27 protein-coding genes and 1 pseudogene are annotated in these 24112 nt (G+C 37.9%); 8 read left to right on the top strand and 20 right to left on the bottom strand.

Annotated features, from left to right (window positions below; translation table 11 throughout):
- Window positions 1-342: 342 nt before the first annotated feature.
- From AW17_RS18100 to AW17_RS18065, 8 genes are all read right to left on the bottom strand, one after another.
- Window positions 343-1257, bottom strand: a complete 915-nt coding sequence (locus AW17_RS18100) for a Ppx/GppA phosphatase family protein (RefSeq protein WP_029278684.1) — start codon at window positions 1255-1257, stop codon at window positions 343-345.
- 321 nt (window positions 1258-1578) lie between these two features.
- The gene (locus tag AW17_RS18095) at window positions 1579-2286 is read right to left on the bottom strand and encodes a DUF72 domain-containing protein (RefSeq protein ID WP_029278683.1); all 708 of its coding nucleotides are present in this window, start codon (window positions 2284-2286) and stop codon (window positions 1579-1581) included.
- Between the two features lie 174 nt (window positions 2287-2460).
- Complete coding sequence (dnaJ, locus tag AW17_RS18090) at window positions 2461-3621, bottom strand: molecular chaperone DnaJ (protein ID WP_029278682.1); 1161 nt, start codon at window positions 3619-3621, stop codon at window positions 2461-2463.
- Between the two features lie 89 nt (window positions 3622-3710).
- The gene (locus tag AW17_RS18085) at window positions 3711-4292 is read right to left on the bottom strand and encodes a nucleotide exchange factor GrpE (protein ID WP_029278681.1); all 582 of its coding nucleotides are present in this window, start codon (window positions 4290-4292) and stop codon (window positions 3711-3713) included.
- A 128-nt stretch (window positions 4293-4420) separates the two neighbouring features.
- Entirely contained in the window at window positions 4421-5104 is a 684-nt protein-coding gene (locus tag AW17_RS18080; protein WP_029278680.1) for a cell division ATP-binding protein FtsE, read from the bottom strand.
- 1 nt (window position 5105) lies between these two features.
- A complete protein-coding gene (locus AW17_RS18075) occupies window positions 5106-5309 on the bottom strand; it encodes a hypothetical protein (RefSeq protein ID WP_029278679.1) in 204 nt (67 codons plus the stop codon).
- A gap of 51 nt (window positions 5310-5360) precedes the next feature.
- Window positions 5361-7310: a T9SS type B sorting domain-containing protein gene (locus AW17_RS18070; RefSeq protein ID WP_029278678.1), complete on the bottom strand. Its 1950-nt coding sequence runs from the start codon at window positions 7308-7310 to the stop codon at window positions 5361-5363.
- A gap of 78 nt (window positions 7311-7388) precedes the next feature.
- The gene (locus tag AW17_RS18065; protein ID WP_029278677.1) at window positions 7389-8405 is read right to left on the bottom strand and encodes an acyl-CoA reductase; all 1017 of its coding nucleotides are present in this window, start codon (window positions 8403-8405) and stop codon (window positions 7389-7391) included.
- A gap of 78 nt (window positions 8406-8483) precedes the next feature.
- Between AW17_RS18065 and AW17_RS18060 the strand changes: the two genes are divergently transcribed.
- Window positions 8484-8834 (top strand): 4Fe-4S dicluster domain-containing protein, encoded by a 351-nt coding sequence (locus AW17_RS18060; RefSeq protein WP_029278676.1) that lies wholly within the window; start codon window positions 8484-8486, stop codon window positions 8832-8834.
- Between the two features lie 112 nt (window positions 8835-8946).
- A complete protein-coding gene (locus tag AW17_RS25420) occupies window positions 8947-9129 on the top strand; it encodes a GNAT family N-acetyltransferase (RefSeq protein ID WP_425339102.1) in 183 nt (60 codons plus the stop codon).
- A gap of 100 nt (window positions 9130-9229) precedes the next feature.
- On the opposite strand, the gene AW17_RS18050 is transcribed toward AW17_RS25420, so the two are convergent.
- Complete coding sequence (locus AW17_RS18050; protein ID WP_029278675.1) at window positions 9230-9682, bottom strand: universal stress protein; 453 nt, start codon at window positions 9680-9682, stop codon at window positions 9230-9232.
- A 110-nt stretch (window positions 9683-9792) separates the two neighbouring features.
- Between AW17_RS18050 and AW17_RS18045 the strand changes: the two genes are divergently transcribed.
- A complete protein-coding gene (locus AW17_RS18045) occupies window positions 9793-10578 on the top strand; it encodes a C40 family peptidase (protein WP_029278674.1) in 786 nt (261 codons plus the stop codon).
- Between the two features lie 281 nt (window positions 10579-10859).
- Here AW17_RS18045 and AW17_RS25300 read toward each other — a convergent pair whose 3' ends face one another.
- A complete protein-coding gene (locus AW17_RS25300) occupies window positions 10860-10973 on the bottom strand; it encodes a hypothetical protein (protein ID WP_342422408.1) in 114 nt (37 codons plus the stop codon).
- 87 nt (window positions 10974-11060) lie between these two features.
- Here AW17_RS25300 and AW17_RS18040 point away from each other — a divergent pair, with 87 nt between their 5' ends.
- Entirely contained in the window at window positions 11061-11267 is a 207-nt protein-coding gene (locus AW17_RS18040; protein WP_029278673.1) for a hypothetical protein, read from the top strand.
- A complete protein-coding gene (locus tag AW17_RS18035) occupies window positions 11264-11725 on the top strand; it encodes a hypothetical protein (protein WP_029278672.1) in 462 nt (153 codons plus the stop codon). Before AW17_RS18040 ends, AW17_RS18035 begins: the two co-directional genes overlap by 4 nt.
- Here the strand turns inward: AW17_RS18035 and AW17_RS18030 are convergent.
- From AW17_RS18030 to hisG, 10 genes and pseudogenes are all read right to left on the bottom strand, one after another.
- Window positions 11722-12621: a WD40 repeat domain-containing protein gene (locus AW17_RS18030; RefSeq protein WP_029278671.1), complete on the bottom strand. Its 900-nt coding sequence runs from the start codon at window positions 12619-12621 to the stop codon at window positions 11722-11724. The genes AW17_RS18035 and AW17_RS18030 overlap by 4 nt on opposite strands.
- Window positions 12622-12702: 81 nt before the next feature.
- Window positions 12703-13305: a bifunctional phosphoribosyl-AMP cyclohydrolase/phosphoribosyl-ATP diphosphatase HisIE gene (gene hisIE, locus AW17_RS18025; protein ID WP_029278670.1), complete on the bottom strand. Its 603-nt coding sequence runs from the start codon at window positions 13303-13305 to the stop codon at window positions 12703-12705.
- A gap of 109 nt (window positions 13306-13414) precedes the next feature.
- Window positions 13415-14212 carry an imidazole glycerol phosphate synthase subunit HisF gene (gene hisF / locus AW17_RS18020; protein WP_051691942.1) on the bottom strand — a complete coding sequence of 266 codons (798 nt, stop codon included), beginning with the start codon at window positions 14210-14212 and terminating at the stop codon, window positions 13415-13417.
- A 9-nt stretch (window positions 14213-14221) separates the two neighbouring features.
- Window positions 14222-14554 (bottom strand): annotated as a pseudogene (locus tag AW17_RS24985) (endonuclease domain-containing protein); the annotation flags it as partial.
- Window positions 14555-14726: 172 nt separating this feature from the next.
- Window positions 14727-15476 (bottom strand): 1-(5-phosphoribosyl)-5-[(5-phosphoribosylamino)methylideneamino]imidazole-4-carboxamide isomerase, encoded by a 750-nt coding sequence (gene hisA, locus AW17_RS18015; RefSeq protein ID WP_029278668.1) that lies wholly within the window; start codon window positions 15474-15476, stop codon window positions 14727-14729.
- 1 nt (window position 15477) lies between these two features.
- On the bottom strand, window positions 15478-16071 hold the full coding sequence (gene hisH / locus AW17_RS18010; protein WP_029278667.1) for an imidazole glycerol phosphate synthase subunit HisH: 594 nt from the start codon (window positions 16069-16071) through the stop codon (window positions 15478-15480).
- Between the two features lie 199 nt (window positions 16072-16270).
- Window positions 16271-17404, bottom strand: coding sequence for a bifunctional histidinol-phosphatase/imidazoleglycerol-phosphate dehydratase HisB (hisB, locus tag AW17_RS18005; protein WP_029278666.1), 1134 nt, complete (start codon window positions 17402-17404; stop codon window positions 16271-16273).
- A 1-nt stretch (window position 17405) separates the two neighbouring features.
- Window positions 17406-18446, bottom strand: coding sequence for a histidinol-phosphate transaminase (hisC, locus tag AW17_RS18000; RefSeq protein WP_036670380.1), 1041 nt, complete (start codon window positions 18444-18446; stop codon window positions 17406-17408).
- 74 nt (window positions 18447-18520) lie between these two features.
- On the bottom strand, window positions 18521-19843 hold the full coding sequence (hisD, locus tag AW17_RS17995) for a histidinol dehydrogenase (protein WP_051691941.1): 1323 nt from the start codon (window positions 19841-19843) through the stop codon (window positions 18521-18523).
- Window positions 19844-19892: 49 nt separating this feature from the next.
- Window positions 19893-20744 (bottom strand): ATP phosphoribosyltransferase, encoded by an 852-nt coding sequence (gene hisG, locus AW17_RS17990; protein WP_029278663.1) that lies wholly within the window; start codon window positions 20742-20744, stop codon window positions 19893-19895.
- A gap of 274 nt (window positions 20745-21018) precedes the next feature.
- On the opposite strand from hisG, the gene AW17_RS17985 reads away from it, so the two are divergent.
- The 3 genes from AW17_RS17985 (at window position 21019) to AW17_RS17975 (ending at window position 24086) form a co-directional block, all read left to right on the top strand.
- Window positions 21019-22581 (top strand): L,D-transpeptidase family protein, encoded by a 1563-nt coding sequence (locus tag AW17_RS17985; protein ID WP_029278662.1) that lies wholly within the window; start codon window positions 21019-21021, stop codon window positions 22579-22581.
- A gap of 226 nt (window positions 22582-22807) precedes the next feature.
- Window positions 22808-23350: an RNA 2'-phosphotransferase gene (locus AW17_RS17980; RefSeq protein WP_029278661.1), complete on the top strand. Its 543-nt coding sequence runs from the start codon at window positions 22808-22810 to the stop codon at window positions 23348-23350.
- Window position 23351: 1 nt separating this feature from the next.
- Window positions 23352-24086, top strand: a complete 735-nt coding sequence (locus AW17_RS17975) for a metallophosphoesterase family protein (RefSeq protein ID WP_029278660.1) — start codon at window positions 23352-23354, stop codon at window positions 24084-24086.
- Window positions 24087-24112: the final 26 nt, after the last annotated feature.

Genomic DNA, 24112 nt, shown 5'->3' with positions numbered 1-24112 from the left:
TCAAAAAGACCAGCATAGCTAGCTTGAATGCCGTTGAAAACATAAAAGCCCATGAAAAAACAAAAAACACCGGCTGAAAATTTTTCTTTCAAAGTTAGTGGGTTGGCTGTGTCTGTGGAGTCCGAAAAATTTGTTAGGCCGGATTTAAGTAGAACGGAGATACGGTGCTACGGCCTAGTTGGACGGGAATACACAGGGGGCATAAACCACTCATATTTATATAATTAAAAAATACATCAATGGTAGTTGTTGAAGGACTTAATAAGATACATGTGATGTATTTCGGCAGATTTAGCATAGCAAAATCTGAGGAGAAACTATTTTTACAAGCCCAGTTCGTTTTTATACCAGCCTGGCCAAAACACCCATCTTTAAATCGTAAGTAGAAAGCGTTAAGCGGTTAATTTTACATCGCCCTAAAACATAGTTCGTAATTAAAGCAGCAATCACAATCATATCTACCCGTAAAGGAATCATGCCTGGCATTTCGGCACGTTCTTTATGCGTGGCATTGAGTAATTTGATCGAAGTTGCAATGTAGTCGTCGAAATTGAATGCAAAAGTTTTGGCCGTATTAATATCTGCCTTTAAGTTATTTTTTCTAATAATGAGCTCGGCAAATGTTTCGAAGGCGCCGGCAGATCCGATTAAAATTTCTGGATGATATTTTTCACAGATTTCGAAAAGATCTGCCAGTTGATTTTGAATGTGAAATAAAATGGCATTTTTCTCCTCATCAGCTATGGGATCTGATTTAAAGAACTGTTGCATTAAACGTGCTGCCCCAATATTGTAACTTTTTTTCCAGATCAGTTTTTCGGGATCGCATAGGATAAATTCTACGCTTCCGCCACCAATATCCATAATCAAAGATATCTCTGTAATTGCTCCGCTCAGTTTTACACCTTGGTAAATTAATTCAGCCTCTTCATCGCCGCTAATCGTTTCGATGCTTATTCCGGTTCTTTCTTTTACAGCATCAACAAAATCTTGCCCGTTTTCTGCGCTTCTAACCGCCGAAGTAGCGGTAGCCCTTACCTCACTAACCTGATATTCAGCCATTGCATGGCTAAACGTTTCAAGGCAGTTCACACCTCTTTCAAAGGCTGCAGGAATGATAATATTGTCGTTAATTCTTCCTTCGCCCAATTTAACAGGCACATTGGTTTTGTATAAAATATCCGGCTGGTTTCCTGTTGTTTCAGCAATAAGCAAATGGAAGGTATTCGTACCCAGGTCGATAATTGCAATGCGCATAGTTTATATTTTTGTGTTTTGGAAAGCTTTGCAGCGGTTCTTTGATAACTGTTTCCTGCTATCCATTAAATTTCGTTATTGTGAGTGCTAAATTAAGGGTAGTAGAGTTAAATATCATTGTTATCAGGCTTATTTTATTTTCTCGTGGTGTCGGATGTTACCATCTGACACAGCAAAAATCATTCAGCAGTATTCATTTGCCATTTCCCGTGGTGTAAGATGTTACCATTTTACACTCATAAAAATCAAATAACAATCTTCATCCAATTTATTAAATGATCGAGCTGGTCAGATGGTAACATCTGACATCACAAAATAAACCTATTTCACTAAATCCTGCAATTGTTTCGCATTATGCAATGCTCCAACCCCCCAGGTATTGTTAAAATAAACAAAAACGTCATCTTTAATCTGATTTTTGAAGCTCTTAATTGCATTTATTTCATATTCTGATTTATACAACACGGGCTTTCCGTGAAAACGGTAATACACAGTTTCTGCATTCTGAATTGCAGCATCAGGTAAGGAAGAAGGATAGCTTTGGCCGCTAAATATGATGTTATTTTGAGCGAGGTTTTTATAAATTTCTTCATCAAACCAACTAATGTGGCGAAATTCTACCACATTTTTAAAATCAGATCTTAAATTTTCGATCAGCAGATTTAACCGTTCTACACTATAATCGAACTTTGGTGGAAACTGAAACAGTACACATCCCAATTTCTCTTTTAGTCCGATTTGAATGGCTTCGTAAAAATCGTTTATGAGTTGCTCGCATTCATTGAACTGTTTATAATGTGTAATTAACCGCGGCGCCTTAATGGTAAATAAAAAATCACTCGGACTTTCATTATACCACTTATCGAACGATTTTTGAGTTGGCATTTTATAAAAGGTAGAATTGATCTCTATTGTATTAAAATGTTCGCAATAATACTTAAACCAATCTTTTTGTGCCAAACCTTTTGGGTAGAAAATCTCTTTCCATTCGCGATAATAGAAGCCAGAGCAACCAATTCTCCATTTCATGTATAGAAAACAGACTATAAATGAAAAGGTTTATTATTCGTTATATATGCCGCTAAAAATAATTAGTGAGATGGTAACATCTGACTTCACTAAAGTATGGATTTTGGTATGATGCTTTATAAAACAAAAAAACCGATGCTTGCGACATCGGTTTTTCAATTTATATTTAATTAATTACTCGAAGTATTCTTTCATTCTTTCGAAGAAACTCTTATCATTTTTACCCGGTTGAGGCTTAAAGTTAGGCGATTCACGTAATTTCTCTAAAGCATTGCGTTCGTCGCTGCTTAGAGCTTTTGGTGTCCAGATATTGATGTGGATAATCTCATCACCTCTATGGTAAGAATTCACTTCTGGTAAACCTTTACCTTTTAAGCGTAATAATTTTCCGCTTTGTGTACCCGGATCGATTTTGATTTTTGCTTTACCATCAATGGTTGGTACTTCAATGCTCATCCCTAAAGCAGCATCAACGAAGCTTAAATGTAAATCGTAAACGATATTGTTGCCTTCGCGTTTTAAGGTTTCGTGTGGCGTTTCTTCAATTAAGATAATTAAATCACCTGGGATACCGCCATTAGGTGCAGCATTTCCTTTTCCGCTCATGCTTAACTGCATACCTTCACTTACACCAGCAGGAATATTAATGGTAATGGTTTCTTCGCCACGTACAACACCATCTCCATGACAAACTGTACATTTTGAGGTGATTTGCTGACCGCTACCGTTACAGGTAGGGCAGGTAGATGCTGTTTGCATCTGGCCTAAAATGGTATTGGTTACTCTACGCACCTGGCCGCTACCACCGCAGGTACCACAGGTACTTACCGATGATTTATCTTTTGCACCAGAGCCATCGCAGGTTTTACAAACAATTAGTTTATTAACCTTGATTTTCTTTTCTGCACCATGTGCAATTTCCTCTAGTGTTAATTTAACTTTTATACGCAGGTTAGAGCCTTTGGCTACACGACGACCGCCGCGTTGCTGACCGCCACCACCACCAAAAAAGCTTTCGAAAGGATTGTGACCGCCAAATACATCGCCGAAATTGCTAAAAATATCGTCCATGTTCATGCCGCCACCGCCGTAGCCACCGCCACTTGCGCCTCCAACACCCGCATGACCGTATTGATCATAACGTTGTTTTTTATCCGGACTGCTTAAAACTTCGTAAGCTTCGGCAGCTTCCTTAAATTTATCTTCAGCAGCTTTATCTCCTGGATTTTTATCTGGATGATATTTAATCGCCATCTTGCGATAAGCTTTCTTTATCTCATCAGCGGCTGCGCCCCTAGTTACGCCTAATACGTCGTAATAATCTCTTTTACTCATCTTCTTTATAAAATGATTAAATGATTGAGTGATGGTATGAGAGAATGTTAATTCAATCATTCAAAATTCAATCATTCAATAATTATTTTTTACGCTCCAACTACAACTTTAGCAAAGCGGATTACATTATCATTTAAGGTATAACCTTTTTCAACTTCGTCTATCACTTTCCCTTTAAGATCATCGCTAGGAGCAGGGATATTGGTAATTGCTTCGTGGAAATCGGTATTGAACGGTTGACTGATGCTTTCTACATCTTTCAATCCTTTTTGTGCTAAAGTGTTTTTTAGCTTTGTGCTTACCAATAAAATGCCTTCTTTAACCGGAGCAACGTCAGCAGCAGTTTCCATTGCTTTTAATGCACGGTCGAAATCATCTAAAACAGGTAAAAGTGACACAATTACATCTTTACCAGCTGTTTGCAATAATTCTACGCGTTCTTTTTGTGTACGACGTTTGTAATTATCGAACTCAGCGTATAAACGTAAATATTTGTCGTTAAGTTGTTGAACTTCCGCTTGCAATTTTTCTTCTGCAGATAATTCGGGTGCCTGTTCAGTTTCAGCGATAGGAGCATCAGTATTCTCTACATTCTCAGCAGTATTTTCTGATGTATTTTCAGGATTCATTATATTTTCTTCTTTATCGTTATTTTTCTTCTTATTAAACATAATACTGGGCTGAATTTTTTTGTGTTGATCTCAACTATTTTGCCATAAACGGAAATCAGCCAAGCTGTCAGATTTATTTGTATTTATCTGAACAGATTGGCTGATTAGCTGACGGATGTCAGAATTTTTTATACGATTTGTGCATCTTCGTGCACAACTCCATTTTCACATTTAATAATGCGCGAAGGGAAAGTACGGATGATATGGTAATCGTGCGTGGCCATTAAAACCGCAGTTCCGGCCTGGCTAATTTGTTTTAAAAGGGTTACAATTTCTTCTGATGTTTCCGGATCTAAATTCCCGGTAGGCTCATCAGCAAGAATAATTTCTGGATCGTTTAACAATGCTCTCGCAATAACAATACGTTGCTGCTCGCCACCAGAAATTTCGTGTGGCATTTTTTTGATTTTAGAACGCAAACCAACTTTGTCTAAAACATCTTTAATGCGTTCGTTAATTAGTTTTTCGTCTTTCCAGCCTGTTGCCTTAAGCACAAATTCAAGGTTTTTTTCAATGGTTCTATCGGTAAGCAACTGAAAATCCTGAAAAACTACACCTAATTTACGGCGTAAAAACGGCACCTGACTTTCTTTTAGGTTTTTAAGGTCGAAACCGGCAATATTACCTTCGCCATTACCAATATGCAAGTCGCCATATAATATTTTAAGTAAACTACTCTTCCCCGAACCTGTTTGACCGATCAGGAATACAAATTCGTCCTTTTCGATGTGTAAATTTACGTTTGAGAGGACTAAATGTTTCTGTTGAAAAACATCAACATTGCTTAAATGAATTACTGAGTTGCCTGCCATATTATATTTCTAATTTTGCAATCTGCCCGAAAGGCAAACCTTTAACCATTTCCATAATGTATTCTTGCTTGTCGCCAAGTCCGAGTTTTTCCAGCGACTTATCAGGTCTATCAACCCTAAAATAAGCTAAAAGTGTAAACTTGTCATCTCTTAACTGTACGTAATCTGGAATTTTGGCTATGCCTTTAACTTTAACGATATACATTGTGTCCAAAAATAGCATTTCCAAATGATAAGCGGAAGTAAGAAGTCCTTTTTATCTTATTAGCATTACCCAGCCGGTATAGGTTTTAAAATCTTTGTTTAAATAAATGCTGTAATAATATGTTGCCGGAGGAAGATCTTTGCCATTCATTTTTCCATCCCAGGGCTTAAAGGTGCCTGTGCTTTGATATACAAGCTGGCCGTATCGATTGGTTACTTTCACAATAGAGTTCGGAAAAGAAGTAATAGACGGAATATTCCAGGTATCGTTTACATTATCGCCATTTGGCGTAAAGGTATTGGGGATTACCACTTTTGGATAAACCTTGATGAAAACCTCATCACTGCTACTGTTACAGCCTAAATTTGAGCTGGTATGTAAAGTATAGGTAATGTCATCAGTTGGTGTAGCAATGGGATTTAGTTTGGTGGGGTCATCAAGATAATTTGATGGTGTCCAGAAATAGGTAAAATCATCTCCAGTCACTTTACCGTTTAAAATTGCTGATTGTCCGGTAACGATCGTTTGATCTGCACCTGCATCGGCCGTTACGTTTTTATTCACATTGATGGTAATTTCTGCTTCGACTGAACATCTTCCGTCTGAAACCTGAACAATATATATCGTCGTTTCAGTTGGTGAGGCGATTGGGTTAGCGATGTGAGGATCTGACAAACCTTTTGATGGGCGCCAAAGATAGGTAGCGCCACCCGATGCTGCTAATTGAACCGATTTACCTCCACAAATGGTTGCAGTTTGGATATTGGTTATCGGAATTATTGGCGCTAAAACCTCAACGGTTGTTGTTGCAGGGAATGTACATCCATTTGCAGTCACCTGAACAGTATAAGTGCCTTCCATCGCTTTAGTTGCATTGGTAATAGCTGGGTTTCTTTCTGTAGAAAGAAATTGGCCATCTGGACCATACCACTTATAACTTGTTCCTTCAGACGCGTTTAGTTGAATGGTACTACCAATGCAAAGCGGTCCAGAATTTTCTGCCGAGGCTGTTTGCAATGGGTTTACAGTAACCTTTATAGGCTCTGATATCGCCCTACAATAAGTTCTATCAATATTACCGTTCATAGCCGTAATTAACCGATATTGGTAGGTGCCAGCTATGCGATTTGAAAAATCTATAGCAGCTTGTTTCGTTGTTTTGCCAGCAATGTCAGCCCAGCCGTTACCTGTATTTTCCTGCCATTGGTAAACTGCGTCTGTATATCCTGCAGTAATATTTGCATCTAAAACGAAATTGCTGGTATTGCCTTCACACATGTTTAATAAAGGAGCATTCGTGTTGAAAAATGGGGCGATAGTTGGGCCACAAGCTTGTACGGTGATATCATCCAAAGCAAAATCATTACCGCTATTGGTTTCGGTACTGTTAATGAGTTGTAAGGTTACGGTTGAGCTGTTGCCATTGGTGAAATCTACGAAATATTGATGCCAAGTGAGATCTGCGGGCACACTTCCAGTAGGTTTCTCATTTAATACATTACCATTAGGATCGGTGATGCGCAAGATCATGTTTGGGGTTTGGGCATTGGCAGCCGGCGAATTTGCATTTAATACCCAGATTGATAACCGTAAAATAGTATTTGGACACAAATTATCCATTTGTTGCTCAAAAAATACGGTTCGAGTTGCTATACCATCAATTAAAAGCATCAAACCATTAGGATCTCCGGTATGATCGGCATGTGGTTGCCAGTAAATAGCATATGGATTACCGGGTGTAGCCGGTGTTTTCACCAAACCCGATTGGTTGGCAGTTAAATTACGTGGGCTTACTCCCGGAGGACCAACAAAAGTTGTATAAGTAGAAGCGCCTGGTGCATATTGTGCCAATGGCCCATACCAGCTATCGGTATTGTTTCCCTGCCCAAAGGTCTGACTAATGAGTGGTTGTCCGAAAGTCCCGCTACAAAGTTGTGCTTTTGCTAAATTTGCAAACAGGAGGATATAAAAAAAGAATAATGCTTTTGATAGAGAGTGCATTTACTGGTTCAGGTTTATGCAATATTAAATAAATTTAAAATCTAAATTGCCATCAATGAGCAAAGTTACTGACCAATATTAGTTTAACCCATTCAAAAACTCAATCGTATTTACATTATCTGCATAGTCCCAAAGTTTGGGATGCTGGCTTTGGCCAAAACCGAACGTGTTTAAATTTAAAGACGATTGGCTTACCACACACTGGATGTTTTCAGCTTTATCCTTTAACTTATCTTCTATTTCCTGGAGATTATCATACTCTTCATAAAAAAGAACAGCCAAAGGTGATGTCAGGTGCTCATCTTCTTTTAATAACAAGAAACCATTGTCGAAGTGTTTAGCAGCATTAACCAGATAGATAGATTTATTGTAATCGTAATTGTTATTGTATTTAAAGTGGTTGATAATAGGTTGAAAACTTTCTACGCCTTCGTAAAAATTTGCAATATCATATCCTTTTGGAAAATAGATTTTAGATACATTTCTACAGCCTAAGCCAAAATAATCGAAAATATCGGCACCTAGCTTTTGGATATCCTCGAAACTTTCAGAACCATCTAAAACTGCAATACTGTTCCGGTTTTTTCTGATAATGTTGGGCACTTTACTGAAATAATAGTCGAAATAACGGGATGAATTGTTGCTTCCGGTCGCAATAACAGCATCAAAATCTTTTAAGCGCGCTACATATTCTATTTTATCCTCAAAAGCAGGTTCTATTTTAACGAGTTCTGCAATTACGGCTTTAATTAATTTATCATCAGCCGAAGAAAGTTTGATTAAAGCAATATTACCTGTGGCCAGTACACTTAAAACATCATGTAAACCCACCAATGGGATATTCCCTGCCAGGATTAAACCAACCTTTTTAGATGATGTACTAAACTTAATCGATTTGAACCAAATGGCCAAATCAGCCTCATTTAACATCTCAGCAAAAGATAAAATCGATTTTTTTATGTTTTCTGCAGTAAACCATGCATTAGTGCTTTCAGCGGTATAAAATGCATTTCCTAGTATGTCAGTAGGGTTTGTAAGCAATTTACCTAGTTTGTTGAACGCGATTATTACTTTTTCTTGAGTTAATGCTGACATATTTAGAATTATTATTAAGTGATTATATCTTATATTTGCAGCGCAAAGGTAAACTAAGCAAAAGAATTAGACGAAAACATGGCAATTAAAATAACAGATGAGTGTATAAATTGTGGGGCTTGCGAACCAGAATGTCCTAATAACGCAATTTACGATGCCGGTACTGCATGGCGTTTTTCTGATGGTACAAATTTAAATGGTATCATTGATTTTGGTAATCAACGAATTGAAGCTGATGCAGCTCAAGAAGCAGTTTCGGATGAAGTTTATTACATTGTATCCGATAAGTGTACAGAGTGTAAGGGCTTTCATGATGAGCCTCAGTGTGCGGCAGTTTGCCCGGTAGATTGTTGCGTAGATGACGAAGATATCCGCGAAACAGAAGAAGAATTATTAGCGAAGAAAGCTTGGTTACACCAGGAAGGATAAGCTTTATCAGATATTTACAAAAAAGTCCCGCTTAAAGTGGGACTTTTTTAGTTATAGGAAGTTTTTTATAGATCAAAATATAATCATGACCAATAGCTGAGTATAGAAAGGAATAGGTACCCAGAGTTTAAAATATATTGAAGACGTTGCAAAATCAAAAGGAGTAACAGTTGCTATGCTTGATACTTTTGACTTTCAGGCAGAAAAGTTTTATCTAAAGAACGGATATGTGCCAATCGGAGAGACACAAAACTTTCCTAAAGAGCGCAAAAGAATTTACTTTTCGAAAGATTAGACTTTTAAATCAGTGTTTGATATATCTTCTGAAAACTATTATTACGGTCTTGAGTTTCCCCTAAACCCTAAACCCTAAACCCTAAACCCTAAACCCTAAACTAATCTACATCACATTTATTAGGAATAATCAAAACCGGGCAAGCAGATTTTCTCGCCACGTGTTCGGCAACGCTTCCTATTAAAAAATGGTACAAGCCCGTACGTCCATAAGTGCCAATAACAATTAAATCAGATCCCCATTCGTCTGATTGTTGGATAATACCATGCGCTGCGGTATCAACAACACTTAAATAGGTGGTTTTTGCACCTTTGCTATATTTCGTCTCCATTTCTTTGAGCAAAATGTGGCTGTTTTCTTCGCTATTGTCATACGTTTCTAAAAACACTGGTGCCAAGGTTAAATCGGGGTTTACATTAGCCGGAATAGGCTCGATAATGTTAACCAATGCTACTTCTGCTCCAAATTTTTCAGCCATGTCGTAACCGGCTTTTGCCGCTTTTTCTGAGCAGGTACTGTTATCAACGGCAATTAATATTTTTTTAAAATTCATGGCGAGCATATTTAAAGGGTGATCATCATAAAAATAACAAATTTATGCGCAAAATGTTAGGCAATGGATGTATTTTATTAGTTTTACAATAGTTTCACGAGCATATTTAAATGGAAAATCAATACGGTATTTGTAGAGTTGCTGTAGCGTCCTTAAGAGCTGATGCATCAGATAAAACAGAAATTGTTTCGCAACTTTTATTTGGCGATCATGTAGAAATTATTCAGAAGGAGGAACGCTGGTGGCTTATTCAAAATGGCTACGATGGTTACGAAGGCTGGATGGATTTCAGACAATTGGCCCCGATTACCCAAAGCCAGTTTGCAGCAATGCACGATTGTAAATTGCTTGCCCCATTAAGTTTCAATAATGTGCTAACAGCAGCCAATGGAAGTTCATATCATTTAAGTCCGGCAAGCAACCTTCCTTTTTTGAAAGATGGATTTTGTTATGCTGGCGAGGAAAAATTTAAACTGAATTTCGAAGCATACAACAATAGTGCTGTGGATTTTACTGATAAAGTTACCGAAACGGCAAAATTTTTTCAAAATATCCCGTACCTATGGGGTGGAAGGAATTTGTTTGGCTTAGATTGCTCTGGTTTTGTACAAACCGTATTTAAAATGTTAGGTATCAAGTTAAACCGCGATGCTTCACAGCAGGCCGAACAAGGCGAATTAGTTGGTTTTTTAGCTGAATGCAAGGCTGGTGACGTTGCTTTTTTTGATAACGATGAAGGCAAAATCACCCATGTAGGCATTATGTTAAGCCCGAACGAAATTATCCACTCCTCAGCAAAAGTAAAAATCGATCCAATTGATGACCAAGGGATTTTTAATAAGGAATTGGGTAAATATTCGCACAAGCTGAGAATTATCAAACGTTTTGTGGAATAAGTTGCCGGGAAAGCGAGCGTCACCCTGACCTGAGTTTACGAAAGCTACGAAGTAAACCGAGCCTTAAGCGAGCTCACCGAAGGTTAACCTGAGTTCGATTATTAAATCTCATTTTGTGGCGTTTTAATCAAGTTTTCTGTTAAGACGGTCGTCACCCTGAATTTATTTCAGGGTCTTTCACGCTAAAAAGATGCTGACCACGTAGTAGCTACAAGACAATTGAAAATACTATTTCTACTTGTAAAATAAATTCAGCATGACGAAGCTTAATTACAATAAAATTAATCTCCCATCTCCCAAACCATCACCTGCCGATCATCTCCTGTAGAAATGAGGTGTTTGCCATCATGGCTCCAGATAATCTTATTGATGGAGTGGCTAAAACTTAATTCCACTTACATCGAAAACGCCTAATCCGAGAGTATTATTCCCCATTTTTTGGTTGATTTTTAATTATCTTTGTTTATATAATTAAATCGAATATGGAGCCAAAAATTAGAAAAATGGCAATGGTGGCGCATAAATATAATTTGAACGATCACGACCAAGCAGCTCAGGACTTAAATTACTGGCTTACTAAATCTCCGTTAGAAAGACTATCTGCTGTTACGTTTTTAGTCAAGCAATATTTAAAGCCTGGACAGAGAATGGATAAAACGAAATTTAAGAAATCAATCATTCAAAGATGATTCTTTCGGAGGACTTTGAAGATTTTTTGAAATTGCTAAATCAGTATAATGTCGATTATCTTGTTGTAGGCGGGTATGCAATGGCTTTTCATGGGAAACCAAGGTATACTGGAGATTTAGATATCTGGATTGATATATCTCAAGAAAATGCAGCGAAGATGGTTATGGTAATCAATGATTTTGGATTTGCTTCTGTAGGATTTGGAGTTGAAGACTTTTCAAAGCCAAATTTGATTAATCAAATCGGTTATCCTCCATTAAGAATAGATATTTTAACTAGTATTGATGGAGTTTTATTTGAAGAGGCTTTTTCAGAAAAACTAGAGATCGAACTAGAAAAAGATTTTAAAGTGAATTATATTGGTTTGGATGATTTGATAAAAAATAAAACTTCCAGCGGGAGAAAGATTGATGTAGCAGATGTTTCTGATCTTGAAAAAAAACGGAAAAAAAATTAGTTTTCCATCTCCCAAACTATTACCTGCCGATCATCACCTGTAGAAATGAGGTATTTGCCGTCATGGCTCCAGATAATCTTATTGATGGAATGGGTATGGCCGGTGCCTACTTTCTCTAAACTCAATATCTTATATAATTTGAAGTTCTCTGCATCCCAGAGCTTAATGCTTTTATCCTGACTGCTCGTAGCGAAATAAGGCAGGCTAGGGTGAAAGGCAATATCGTAAACAGTAAACATATGTGCCGGAACCGTTTCTCTAAGCTTATAATTTGGCAGATCCCATATTTTTAGCTGCGCATCCCTACTGCCCGAGATTAAGTATTTACCTGTCGGATGATATGCCAAAGAGGTAACAGGTAATGAATGCCCTTCCAGCGATTGTTTGAGGCTATAATCAGCCAGGTTATAAATCCTGATCAGGTGATCTTTGCAGCCAAAGGCCACTTCACTTTCGTTAGGTACAATTGCAATAGCCCTAACGGTATCGTAAGCTACCTGAAAACGGTAAATCTCTGTAAAGTCTACTAACGACCATACCGCAACTGTTCCGTCCTCGCCCGTGGTTAAAAGCTCATTTTTGCCTTTTACTGTTTGTATATTGAAAATGGGTTTGGTGTGTGCATTGATTCTTGCAATTACTTTCTGACCATTAAAATCATAAACACTAAAAGCACCGCTCCTTTCCCCAACAAATAATTGATTGTTGTAATAATGCAGACAATAAACTGAACTTTGTACCGGCATTTTAACCTTTACAAAAGCCATCGTATGTAACGACCATTCTACAACACCTTTATCATTTCCTGCACTGAAAAATATACCATCTTCATCTGAGTTGGCAAGTGCATAAACAGGGTTTTGGTGTCCGGGAAGGGTTTGTAGGTGTTTGAGCATTTCTTGAGGTTTATGGTTTATGGTTTAGTGTGTAGGGTTAGGCATCTAGCACCTTAAACCTTACACCTTTTACCTCAAACCTTATTGATGTCTTTTCTCTAAATTCTTCGCTATATCCTGAATCGATAAACCTTTTTCTTTCAATAAAAATAAGAGGTGGAAAACAAGATCTGATGCTTCTCCAATAAGTTCTTCTTCTGATTCGGTCAATGCGGCAATTACGGTTTCTACGCCTTCTTCACCAACTTTTTGGGCAATCTTATTTAGTCCTTTGCTACGCATTTTGTTAATATAAGAACCATCAACCGGATTTTCATATCGATCATTAATGATATTTTCGAGTTCGAAAATAAAGTTCTGGTTAAAATCTGTTTTAAAACAGCTGCGGCTACCAATATGGCAGGTTGGACCAACGGCATCCGCTTTGATCAGAATCGTATCATTATCACAGTCTACAAAAAGTTCTTTAACAAACAAAAAGTTATTGCTGGTTTCACCTTTTGTCCAAAGGCGGTTTTTAGTGCGTGAAAAGAAAGTTACTTTGCCTTCGGCCTGCGTTTTTTCCAGTGCTTTAGCATTCATATAACCCAGCATTAAAACCTCTAAAGTTTTATAATCCTGAATGATTACTGGAAGTAAGCCAGCTGTTTTATCCCAATCAAGGGTTGATGTATCGATGTTCATTTTTATGATGTTTACGTCATTGCGAGGCACGAAGCAATCTTACTACTTTTGTAGGTTTCGATCCCATAGCATTAGGATTGCTTCGTGCCTCGCAATGACGAGTGTACTATTATATTCTCACCGGAATATTGTTTCTTTTTAATTCTTGTTTTAAATCAGGGATTAAAATTTCGCCATAATGAAATACCGAAGCTGCCAGTGCGGCATCAACATTGGCCTTTTGAAAAACCTCAGTAAAATGCGCCATACTACCCGCTCCGCCTGATGCTATAATCGGGATATTGATCATTTGGTTTACTTTACTGAGCAACCCACAATCAAAACCTGCTTTGGTGCCATCGTGGTCCATCGAAGTTAACAAGATTTCTCCTGCACCTAAATCTTCTGCCTGTTTGATCCAGTTTTCGGTTTCCAGTTCGGTAATTAGCCTTCCTCCATTTAGGTGGACCATATTTTTACCGTTTACATATTTGGTGTCGACTGCCAAAACTACAAACTGCACCCCAAAGGTTTTAGCCAGGTCTTCAATTAGCTTTGGATTTCGGACAGCTGCAGAATTGATGCTGATTTTATCTGCACCTGCATTTAATAACGCTTCTGCATCAACAATTTCTGTTATTCCCCCGCCAATGGTAAAAGGAATATTTAATTGACGAGCAACCGATTTAACCATTTCAATCATCGTTTTACGACGCTCGTGGGTTGCGGTAATATCCAGGAAAACCAATTCGTCGGCACCTTGTTGTGCGTATTGTGCCGCCAGCTCAACAGGGTCACCCGCATCACGTAAATCAACAAAGTTTACGCCTTTTACCGTACGACCGTCTTTAACGTCTAAACAAGGGATTATTCTTTTACTAAGCCCCCCGCCCCCTAAAGGGGGAGATGCAAGCTGCTTAGCCTGTATGGTTTCTTTTATTTTTTCCAAAACTGAGTCTAAATTATTGTAAAGTTCAGCGTTTTTAAATCTAATTATCTTTATTCCAGATTGTTCGATAATCCTTTGTCTTTCAATATCATTATTGATAACTTCTGGTACATCATGAATGCTCCCATCTAATTCAATAATTAATTTTGCTTCATGACAGTAAAAGTCAGCGATAAAACATGAAATGGGATGTTGTCTTCTAAATTTTACTCCTAATTGTTTATTACTGATGACTTGCCATAGCAAATTTTCTGCTTCAGTAACATTATTTCTTAGGCGTTTAGCATTTTCAAAAATTATATTTGATGCACCATAAAACATATTAGGTTCATTGACTTGTAAAAAATCAAAATCATCCTCATTTAACCCCCAACGCCCTATAGGGGGCTTAGCTTTTCTGCTATTCATATTATTTGTACATAAAACAAACTTTTTGAGTTTACAACCACTATTCCAATCTCGCAATTGGCTCCCCCTTTAGGGGGCTGGGGGGTTAGATACTTGACAAGGCTTTCAAGTTCCACTCTTTAATTTCTTCGATGGTAATGCGGTCTTCGTAAATCGCTTTTCCAACCACTACACTTCTAATCGGGTATTTGGCCAGATCGTAAATATCCTGCATCGAACTTACACCACCAGAAGCAATGAGTTTAATCATAGGTGAGTGCTCTAACAGTTTTTCGTATAAATCGATTGCTGCACCGCCTAATTTTCCATCTTTGCTGATATCGGTACATAAGAAACGGAAAAAGCCTAAGGAAAGACATTTGTCAACATAGTCCATCAGTTTAATTGGCGAGCTTTCCATCCAGCCCGAATATTTAATTACTTCATCCAAAACGTCGATTGCAATTACAATGCGGTTGGCATAATCGTCTTTTTTAGCAAAAGCTTCGCTGAGTTGAGGTAAGAAATCGGGATTGGTAATGGCTTGTGTACCTACAATTACGCGATGAATGCCGGCATCAAGCAAGTTGGTCACCTGCTCAATTGTTCTGATGCCACCACCGTACTGCACTTTCATTTCGGTTTTTTTGATGATCTCGAAAAGTGCTTTTTGATTGCTGAAATCGCCTTTGGCTCCATTTAAATCAATAATATGGATGAAATCTGTACCATTTGAACGATATTTTTCTATCATTTCGGGGATTGAAACATCATATTCCGTTTTTTGGTTGTAATCGCCTTCACGAAGACGGACAACTTTTCCATCCAAAATATCAATAGCAGGTATTATGTACATTTTATAAGCTTAAGTTTGAAAAATTTTTTAATATTAGTTCGCCGGCTTTTCCCGATTTTTCGGGGTGAAATTGAACGCCGTAAAAATTATCTTTTTGCACTGCTGCCGAAAACTTTAAACCATAATCAGCAGATGCGATGTCAAAAGTAGGGTTATATTCAATAAAGTACGAATGCACAAAGTAAAATTGTGTATTATCTTCAACACCTTTAAATAGTGAATTGTTTTTCGGACTAACCGCATTCCATCCCATGTGTGGTATTTTGATATTCAGTGACTTATCGAATTTTTTGGTTTTAACCGGAACGATATTTAAAAGCGCTGCATCGCCCTCTTCCGAATGTTCGGTAATGAGCTGCATGCCCACACAGATGCCAAGCACAGGTTTTGTTAGTTTTTTAATGGCTTCAACCAAGCCCGTTCCCTTTAATTTTTCCATGGCGGCACCCGCATGGCCAACACCAGGAATGATGATGTGGCTATATTTTTCAAGGTCGTTTTCGGTGTTTACCATACCGTAAGTCACATTTAAGCGATCTAAAGCTGCGGTAAGGGAGAAGATGTTGCCTGCTCCGTAATTTACTATTCCAATCATAATTAATAACGCTGATTCTTTTATTTAAGAAGGGTTTGAAAATGAATGCCAGCTTTTCAAAGGTGCTGTAGTCCCGCTATCGTTTATAGTCCGCTCCCGATGAAGAATCGGGATGCGGGCTATTCCGCTCTATCGGGTTTATTAACAGCGGATGGGCGTCAAAACCCTCCGCCTTAAACCTTTCAGCCTTCCACCTTTCTTACAATAGTCCCTTAGTGCTTGGCAAAACCATTTTCTCAGCATCACGTTTAATCGCCATTTTAATGGCTTTGGCAAATGCTTTAAAAATAGCTTCAATTTTATGGTGTTCGTTATCGCCTTCAGCTTTTACGTTTAAGTTGCATTTTGCAGCATCACTGAACGATTTAAAGAAATGGTAAAACATCTCCGTTGGCATATCACCAACTTTTTCGCGTTTAAACTCAGCATCCCAAACAATCCAGTTTCTTCCCCCAAAATCAATGGCTACCTGTGCCAGGCAATCGTCCATTGGTAAGCAAAAACCATACCTTTCAATGCCTAGTTTATTGCCTAATCCTTTAGCAAAGGCTTCTCCAAGCGCAATACCAGCATCTTCTATGGTATGGTGCTCATCAATGTGTAAATCGCCTTTTGCAATTACCTCTAAATCTACACTTCCATGTCTGGCAATCTGATCAAGCATATGATCGAAGAAGTTTAAACCGGTTTCGATTTTGGCTTTCCCTGTTCCGTCCAGATCAAGGTTAATGGTAATGTCGGTTTCGTTGGTTTTGCGTTCGTGGTGAATTTTTCTGCTTCCTGCTTTAAGCAAGTTATAGATATCTTCCCATTTCTTGGTTTCCAGAATAATTACATCCAACAAGGTCTCGTGTTTATCTAATGCTTCAGTAGAACCCAATGCATCATTTTGACGAAGGAAAATCGCCTTAGCACCCAAATTTTTGGCTAAAACCACATCATTTAATCGGTCCCCGATTACAAAGGAATTTTTTAAATCGTAATCTTCGCTGAAATATTTTGTTAATAAGGCAGTGCCTGGTTTGCGGGTAGGGGCATTGTCTTTCGCAAAAGTTCTATCAATTACAATATCGCTAAAATGAACGCCTTCGCCTGCAAAAGTATCCAACATAAAATTGTGGACCGGCCAGAAATTTTCTTCAGGATTTGAAAGCGTACCCAATCCATCCTGGTTGGTAACCATTACCAGTTCGTAATCCAGTTCGGCAGCAATTTTAGATAAATAATATAATGAGCGTGGATAAAATTTAAGCTTTGCAAAACTATCTACCTGTTCGTCATCAGGCTCAATATTTAATGTCCCATCACGGTCTATAAACAATACTTTTTTCATCTTAAAAATTTTCTAGAACAGTTAATAGTTTGTCGTTTTCTTCTTTTGTACCTACTGTAATCCTTAAACATCCTTCGCACAAAGTTACCTTAGAGCGGTCGCGTACAATGATGCCCTGATCTACCAAAGTATCGTAAATTTTTAAGGCGTCGGTAACTTCTGTCAGGATAAAATTGGCATCAGAAGGATATACTTTTTTTACAATATTTAATGCAGTTAAAGCCTTGCTTAAACGGTCTCTTTCTGCCACAGATTCTTTAATCCAATCGTTAACCTGAGCGATGTTTTTCAGTGCTTCAAAAGCTAAATCCTGAGTGGCCTGATTGATGTTGTAAGGTGGCTTAATTTTGTTCAAAACATCGATCACTTTTGTTGAAGAAAATGCCATGCCTAAACGTAAAGCGGCAAGCCCCCAAGCCTTAGAAAAAGTTTGTAAAACCACCAGGTTTCCGTACTCGGTTAACTCCTGAATAAAGGTCTTCTGACGGGCGTAATTAATGTACGCTTCATCCACTACAACGATGCCATTAAAGTTGGCTAAAATGGTTTCAATATCTTCGCGGTTTATCGAATTTCCGGTCGGATTATTTGGTGAACAAATGAAGATTAATTTGGTGTTTTTATCAATCGTTTCTGCAATCTTTTCCATATCCAATTGGAAGTTCGGAAGCAAGCTTACTTTGCGTATTTCTACATCGTTTATGTTGGCCGAAACCTCATACATTCCATAGGTTGGAGGCAATACAATTACATTGTCTTTTCCAGGATTACAGAATGCACGAAACAATAAATCTATCGCTTCATCGCTGCCGTTCCCTAAAAAAGTATTCTCGATTGGCACACCTTTTATTTTGCTGATTGCATCTTTCAGATCAAGCTGCAATGGATCAGGATAACGGTTGTAATTTGCCGGAAGCGGCGAACCATAACTGTTTTCATTTGCATCTAAAAAAACTGATGCCTGACCTTTAAATTCATCCCTAGCGGTAGAGTAGGGGCGAAGGTTTTTTATATTTTCTCTTACTAAATCGTTAATGTCCATTTTAATGGTTTGTTGGTTTCCTGCGGTTTGATTACACAGATTAAGTGATTACACAGATGGTTTTTTTCTTTGTTTTATGTTTTTTTATCTTCGGACCTCGGATATCCGACCCCGGACTCAAAACCCAATCTAATACTCACCGCATTCTTATGCGCATGTAATCCCTCTGCTTCTGCTAGTATTTCAACTGTATTGCCTATGTTGTTCAATCCCTCAGCAGAAAGATGCTGGAAGGTGATTTTCTTCAGAAAAGCATCAGTAGATACTCCAGAATAGGCCTTTGCGAAACCACTGGTTGGTAAAGTATGGTTGGTTCCGGAGGCATAATCGCCAACACTTTCTGGTGTAAAGTTGCCTAAAAAGACTGATCCAGCGTTGATAATCAATGGAATAAGGCTTTGGAAATGTTCGGTAGCCAATATTAGGTGCTCTGGTGCATATTCATTTGAAAATTGCATCGCCTCATCCAGGTTTTTAGCAAAAACTGCATAAGAATTGGCTATTGCTTTAGCCGCTATCTCCTTCCGTGGGAGGATAGTAAGCTGATTTTCAATTTCTTTTAACGTATCAGCAATGATCTGATTTGAAGTGGCCACTAAAATAGCCTGACTATCAGTTCCATGTTCCGCCTGCGCGAGTAGATCTGCAGCAATAAATGACGGATTGGCAGTATCATCAGCAATAACCAATACCTCTGATGGTCCTGCAGGCATATCAATGGCGACTTTGTTTTGAACCATTGTTTTTGCTGTGGTTACATAACGATTACCGGGACCGAAAATCTTATATACCCGTGGTACACTTTCCGTTCCGAAAGCCATTGCTGCAACAGCTTGTGCGCCCCCAATAAGGAATATTTTTTCGATGCCCAACAGCACCGCACAGTAGGCCAGATAACAATTGGTTTTGCCATCACTTTGAGGGGGAGAACACACCACAATTTCTTTGCAACCTGCGATGATCGCGGGAGTAGCAAGCATTAAAAAAGTACTTGGTAAAACGGCTGTTCCTCCTGGGATATAAAGACCAACTTTTTCAATTGCCCTCGATTCGCGCCAGCAAACAACGCCTGGCATCGTTTCGATTTTATCTTCAGTTTTTAACTGCGACTGGTGAAAGGTTTTGATGTTTTGGTAAGCTGTATCAATCGCTTTTTTTGCCTCTGTGGGAATGGTAGATGCAATCGCTTTTAATTCTTCAGTACCCAAAAACAGTTTCTCTAAATCAACTTTGTCAAATGCTTTTGCAAAGTTAAAAAGTGCTTGGTCGCCATCTTTTTTTACGGTGCTGATGATGTCGGTTACCCGTTCTTCAACCAATTTATCGTCTTCAATCTGCCTCGAACAAAGTTCTTCAATTTTTAATTTAGATAAATCTGTATAATTATAGATTTTCAATGTTTTATAATTTTAAATTAACTAATAGTTAATATGAATTTAAACGATTTTACTTGATTATTTTCTCGATTGGCATTACCAAGATGCCTTCAGCACCAGCCGCCTTTAAACTGTTAATTTTATCCCAGAAATCTTCCTCGGCAATTACAGAGTGAACGGCCACCCAGTTCGGTTCGAAGAGTGGAACCACGGTTGGGCTTTTAACACCCGGAAGTAAATCGACTACTTTTTGAAGGTTATCTTTTGATACATTTAATACCACGTATTTGTTAGATTTTGCACTGAGTACAGAGCGGATACGTTGAAGCAATTCTGCAACTTCAGGATTGTCGGCGATCGATTTATTTCCGATTAAAACGGCTTCAGATTGCATTACATCAGCGAATGGTTTTAGTCCATTGCTCTTTAATGTTCCACCTGTTGATACGATATCAAAAATGGCATCACTTAAGCCTAAACCTGGACCAATTTCTACCGATCCAGAAATGGTTCTGATATCAGATTTTATGCCTTTTTCCTGTAAGAATTTTTCGAGGATTACCGGGTAAGAAGTAGCAATCGCTTTGCCATTTAACTCTTCCAGTTTTTGGATATTACTGGTGGCCTGAACAGCAATTTTTAAGGTACATTTTCCGAAGCCTAATTTTTGTAGATAATCTACCTCAGCTTTGGTTTCTACAATTACATTTTCTCCAACTATACCCAAATCGGCAATGCCATCCTGTACATATTCAGGAATATCATCATCCCGGAGGAAAAGAATTTCTAAAGGAAAATTGGTAACGGTTGAGATGAGTGAACTTTTGTAGTTTTCGAAAGATAAACCACAGTTTTTAAGTATTTCTACAGATTTTTCGTTTAACCTACCCGACTTCTGGATAGCGATTTTAAGTGTTTTCAAAGTATTGAATATAGAGTGAACAAGAAATTATTTTACGGAAAAAAGTTTTGAAGTACAAAACAAACATATCATATCGCCTATCGGCGATGGTGTAAATGTAAGTGATGGTTCAAAGTTAAATTCATAAATTATTTCTGCCAGTATCAATGCTTTAGCTGATAAGCGTTGGCAAATATAGCGTTTGAAATGGTAAAACAAAAAATAATGGCACTTAATTTGCCATTATGCTGTTTTTATTGCCAATAACCCTTATTTTGTGCTAAAATTTTACGTGTTGAAAAAGTTTCGCTTTCTAATTTTTCCCCTTATTTTGTTTGTTTCTGCCTGTGGATGGTTTAAGAGCCCTCCGGAGATAGGTAAGGTGTTATCTGAACATTTTAAGAACAAAATCTACAAAGATTTCGACACTGTAGCTTATGATAGCATTTTTGTGAAAACAATGGACAGTCTTTCAGATAAGTTCGTTAATCCGAAAATAATTAAAGCTTTTTATGCCAATAATTATGCTCAACCTAAGCTGGTTATACAATTTTATATTAATGGTGAGCTGGATTCGTTAGTGAACTATTTAGATCAGAGTGGGGTACATGGCTTCAACCCAAAGATTTTTAAAGGAGATGAGATTAAAGGCTTGTTAGCACAGTTAACAGCCAATAAGTTTAAAAAAGTGGATGAGAGTTATCCTGTAATTGCCAAATTAGAGCTGTTATCAGCAAATGCTTACCTGAACTACAATAATTACCTTAAATATGGGGTAGTAAATCCACGCACTATTTTTTCCCGCTATTATATTAAAGTTAGGCGCCCGGATAGTTTAGGGATGACCTACCTTTTAAACAGTAAAAGTCTTGTCGATACATTAAGATCCGTTCAGCCAAAATCGGCTCAGTATAAAGCTTTGCAGTCTGCTTATTTAAATACAGAAAGTGAAAGTGAGAAACGGATTTTGTTATTGAATATGGAGCGTTTCCGTTGGAAAATGCCAGAGACTGGCGACAATTATGTGCAGGTAAATATTCCTGATTTTAGGTTAACCTGGCTGGATAAACAAGATACCGTAATTACAATGAAAGTTTGCGTTGGCGGGAGGCGCGAAAACGGTTACGAAGAGAAGCTTAAGGCCTTTGCAAAATCAGGCAATCTGGATGATAAACCGAAGAACCATGAGACACCTTTATTGTTCAGTAAAATCAATTCCATTCAGGCCAATCCGATATGGAATATTCCGGTCAGCATTGCCCAAAGTGAGATCTATTGGATGGCCAGAAAAGATCCATATTATTTATCGAACAGCAACATTAAAGTTTACTATAAAGACAAACTAATTGGTGAGCCTGATACCATCAATTGGGATAGGTATTCGCGTGACAAATTACCCTTTAAATTTAAACAAGGATCTGGTGGTGGAAACGCTTTAGGGAAGTTTAAATTCATCTTCGATAATAGCTCGAGTATTTATCTACATGATACCAACAACAAGAATGGGTTTAACCTCACCAATAGGGCTATAAGTCATGGTTGTGTACGCATCGAAAAGCCATTAGAATTTGCCGAACTCTTGGTTAAAGATTCTTACACTTATGATAAGCTTAGGGCAGAAGTAGATTTGCCACCGATAGATAGTACACATGTAAAATGGTATAAAAAACGCATGGCTCAAAAAGCAGATACCACTAAAGCCTTTCAGTTAAAACCAGCTTGGTTTGCCCCAAAGAAAAATGTTCCTTTGATTATTACCTACATTACTGCCTGGTCGCAAAATGATAAGATTGAATACAGACCTGATGTTTACGGTATGGACGAAAAACTTTGGGCTGCGATGAAGAAATTCAGGTAGAATTTAATCAATGGTTTAGCGCTTGCAGTTGAAAACAATGTTAAGGTTTCCCCTAACAGCAGCACAGCTATTTAATCATTTTCCTGAAGGTAAAGCAGCAGATACTGGCATTGTCATCTTAATTTCGTTGACAAGGAAAAAATTGAAAAGGTAGTTTTTGTGTGTTTCAAAAATGAAAATTATGAACGCTACCTACAAAAGTCAATGAATTAATATTAAGATCATCATGGACAATAAAATAACAAAAGGCATAAGTAAACTACTCAGCTATATTTTAAGACATTCGCCAGAAACCATAGGCTTAGAACTTGACGAAAACGGTTGGGCAGATGTAAATGAGTTAATTGCCAAGTTTGACCTTTACGACAGAAGAATAGATTTTGAACAGCTTGACTACATTGTTGAAAATAACGACAAAAAGAGGTTTGCCTTCAATAATGATAAAACTAAAATAAGGGCAAGCCAAGGGCATTCTATTGCTGTTGAATTAAACTTAAATCAAGCCGAACCATTAGCATACCTGTATCATGGTACAGTTGAAAAGTTCCTTTCGGATATTAAATCGCAGGGACTGCAAAAAATGAGCAGACAGCATGTGTATTTAAGTGCCGATAGGGAAACGGCCAATAAAGTAGGTGGCAGGAGGGGGAAACCAGTTATCCTTACCATTAATAGTGGAGAGATGCACAGGGCAGGCTATAAATTTTATTTATCAGCTAACAATGTGTGGCTTACAGATGTTGTGCCCGCTGAATATATAACGTTTTAACATGGGCAGGACATTGGTAATAGGTGATATACACGGGGGATTAAAAGGTTTAGTTCAGTTATTCGAGCGTGCAGAAGTAACAAAAGATGACAAACTGATTTTCCTTGGCGATTATGTGGATGGATGGAGTGAATCAGCACAGGTGATTAATTACCTGATGCAATTGGAAGAAAGTCATCAGTGCATTTTTATCAAAGGAAATCACGACGCCTGGTGCATCGATTGGCTTGAAAAGGGTATTGTAGATGATGTTTGGTTTATTCACGGTGGTAAATTAACCATCGAAAGTTATGAAAACATGTCTGGTCCAGTGAAGCAAAAACATCTAAATTTCTTTGAGCGTATGAAAGATTATTACGTGGATGAGCATAATAACCTCTTTATTCACGCCGGTTTTTCTTCCATGCACGGCCCGGAAAAAGAACGTTATTCTTCCAATTATTCGTGGGATAGAACACTTTGGGAAATGGCCCTGACTATGGATCAAAGGATCAAAAAAGATTCGGTATTTTATCCTAAACGTTTATTGCTCTATCATGAAATCTACATCGGTCATACCCCAACGCTTTATTACAATATGAACGTGCCCATGCAAGGGTGTAATGTTTGGAATATCGATACTGGTGCCGCATTTACCGGAAAATTAACCTGTTTGGATATCGAAACCAAGGATTTTTGGCAAAGCGATACTTTACAAAGCCTGTATCCTAACGAAAAAGGAAGAAATAACATTTAACTATAAACCTGAGTTCGATTATTAAA

The sequence above is a fragment of the Pedobacter borealis DSM 19626 genome, from assembly GCF_000708285.2.
Classification (GTDB): Bacteria; Bacteroidota; Bacteroidia; order Sphingobacteriales; family Sphingobacteriaceae; genus Pedobacter; species Pedobacter borealis.
The sequence above is the reverse complement of the archived record's forward strand: the minus strand, read 5'-3'. Positions and strand labels throughout refer to the sequence as shown.

What these genes read in the sequence shown, in the direction of transcription:
- hisC (WP_036670380.1), bottom strand. Translation starts at nt 18,446, where the DNA reads ATGGACATTAACGATTTAGTAAGAGAAAATATAAAAAACCTTCGCCCC.
- dnaJ (WP_029278682.1), bottom strand. Translation starts at nt 3,621, where the DNA reads ATGAGTAAAAGAGATTATTACGACGTATTAGGCGTAACTAGGGGCGCA.
- AW17_RS18100 (WP_029278684.1), bottom strand. Translation starts at nt 1,257, where the DNA reads ATGCGCATTGCAATTATCGACCTGGGTACGAATACCTTCCATTTGCTT.
- AW17_RS18030 (WP_029278671.1), bottom strand. Translation starts at nt 12,621, where the DNA reads ATGCTCAAACACCTACAAACCCTTCCCGGACACCAAAACCCTGTTTAT.
- hisIE (WP_029278670.1), bottom strand. Translation starts at nt 13,305, where the DNA reads ATGAACATCGATACATCAACCCTTGATTGGGATAAAACAGCTGGCTTA.
- hisB (WP_029278666.1), bottom strand. Translation starts at nt 17,404, where the DNA reads ATGAAAAAAGTATTGTTTATAGACCGTGATGGGACATTAAATATTGAG.
- AW17_RS18065 (WP_029278677.1), bottom strand. Translation starts at nt 8,405, where the DNA reads ATGTCAGCATTAACTCAAGAAAAAGTAATAATCGCGTTCAACAAACTA.
- AW17_RS18080 (WP_029278680.1), bottom strand. Translation starts at nt 5,104, where the DNA reads ATGGCAGGCAACTCAGTAATTCATTTAAGCAATGTTGATGTTTTTCAA.
- AW17_RS18095 (WP_029278683.1), bottom strand. Translation starts at nt 2,286, where the DNA reads ATGAAATGGAGAATTGGTTGCTCTGGCTTCTATTATCGCGAATGGAAA.
- AW17_RS17975 (WP_029278660.1), top strand. Translation starts at nt 23,352, where the DNA reads ATGGGCAGGACATTGGTAATAGGTGATATACACGGGGGATTAAAAGGT.
- AW17_RS18035 (WP_029278672.1), top strand. Translation starts at nt 11,264, where the DNA reads ATGATTCTTTCGGAGGACTTTGAAGATTTTTTGAAATTGCTAAATCAG.
- AW17_RS18040 (WP_029278673.1), top strand. Translation starts at nt 11,061, where the DNA reads ATGGAGCCAAAAATTAGAAAAATGGCAATGGTGGCGCATAAATATAAT.
- AW17_RS18045 (WP_029278674.1), top strand. Translation starts at nt 9,793, where the DNA reads ATGGAAAATCAATACGGTATTTGTAGAGTTGCTGTAGCGTCCTTAAGA.
- hisH (WP_029278667.1), bottom strand. Translation starts at nt 16,071, where the DNA reads ATGATTGGAATAGTAAATTACGGAGCAGGCAACATCTTCTCCCTTACC.
- AW17_RS18085 (WP_029278681.1), bottom strand. Translation starts at nt 4,292, where the DNA reads ATGTTTAATAAGAAGAAAAATAACGATAAAGAAGAAAATATAATGAAT.
- AW17_RS18050 (WP_029278675.1), bottom strand. Translation starts at nt 9,682, where the DNA reads ATGAATTTTAAAAAAATATTAATTGCCGTTGATAACAGTACCTGCTCA.
- AW17_RS18070 (WP_029278678.1), bottom strand. Translation starts at nt 7,310, where the DNA reads ATGCACTCTCTATCAAAAGCATTATTCTTTTTTTATATCCTCCTGTTT.
- hisA (WP_029278668.1), bottom strand. Translation starts at nt 15,476, where the DNA reads ATGTACATAATACCTGCTATTGATATTTTGGATGGAAAAGTTGTCCGT.
- AW17_RS18060 (WP_029278676.1), top strand. Translation starts at nt 8,484, where the DNA reads ATGGCAATTAAAATAACAGATGAGTGTATAAATTGTGGGGCTTGCGAA.
- AW17_RS17980 (WP_029278661.1), top strand. Translation starts at nt 22,808, where the DNA reads ATGGACAATAAAATAACAAAAGGCATAAGTAAACTACTCAGCTATATT.
- AW17_RS18075 (WP_029278679.1), bottom strand. Translation starts at nt 5,309, where the DNA reads ATGTATATCGTTAAAGTTAAAGGCATAGCCAAAATTCCAGATTACGTA.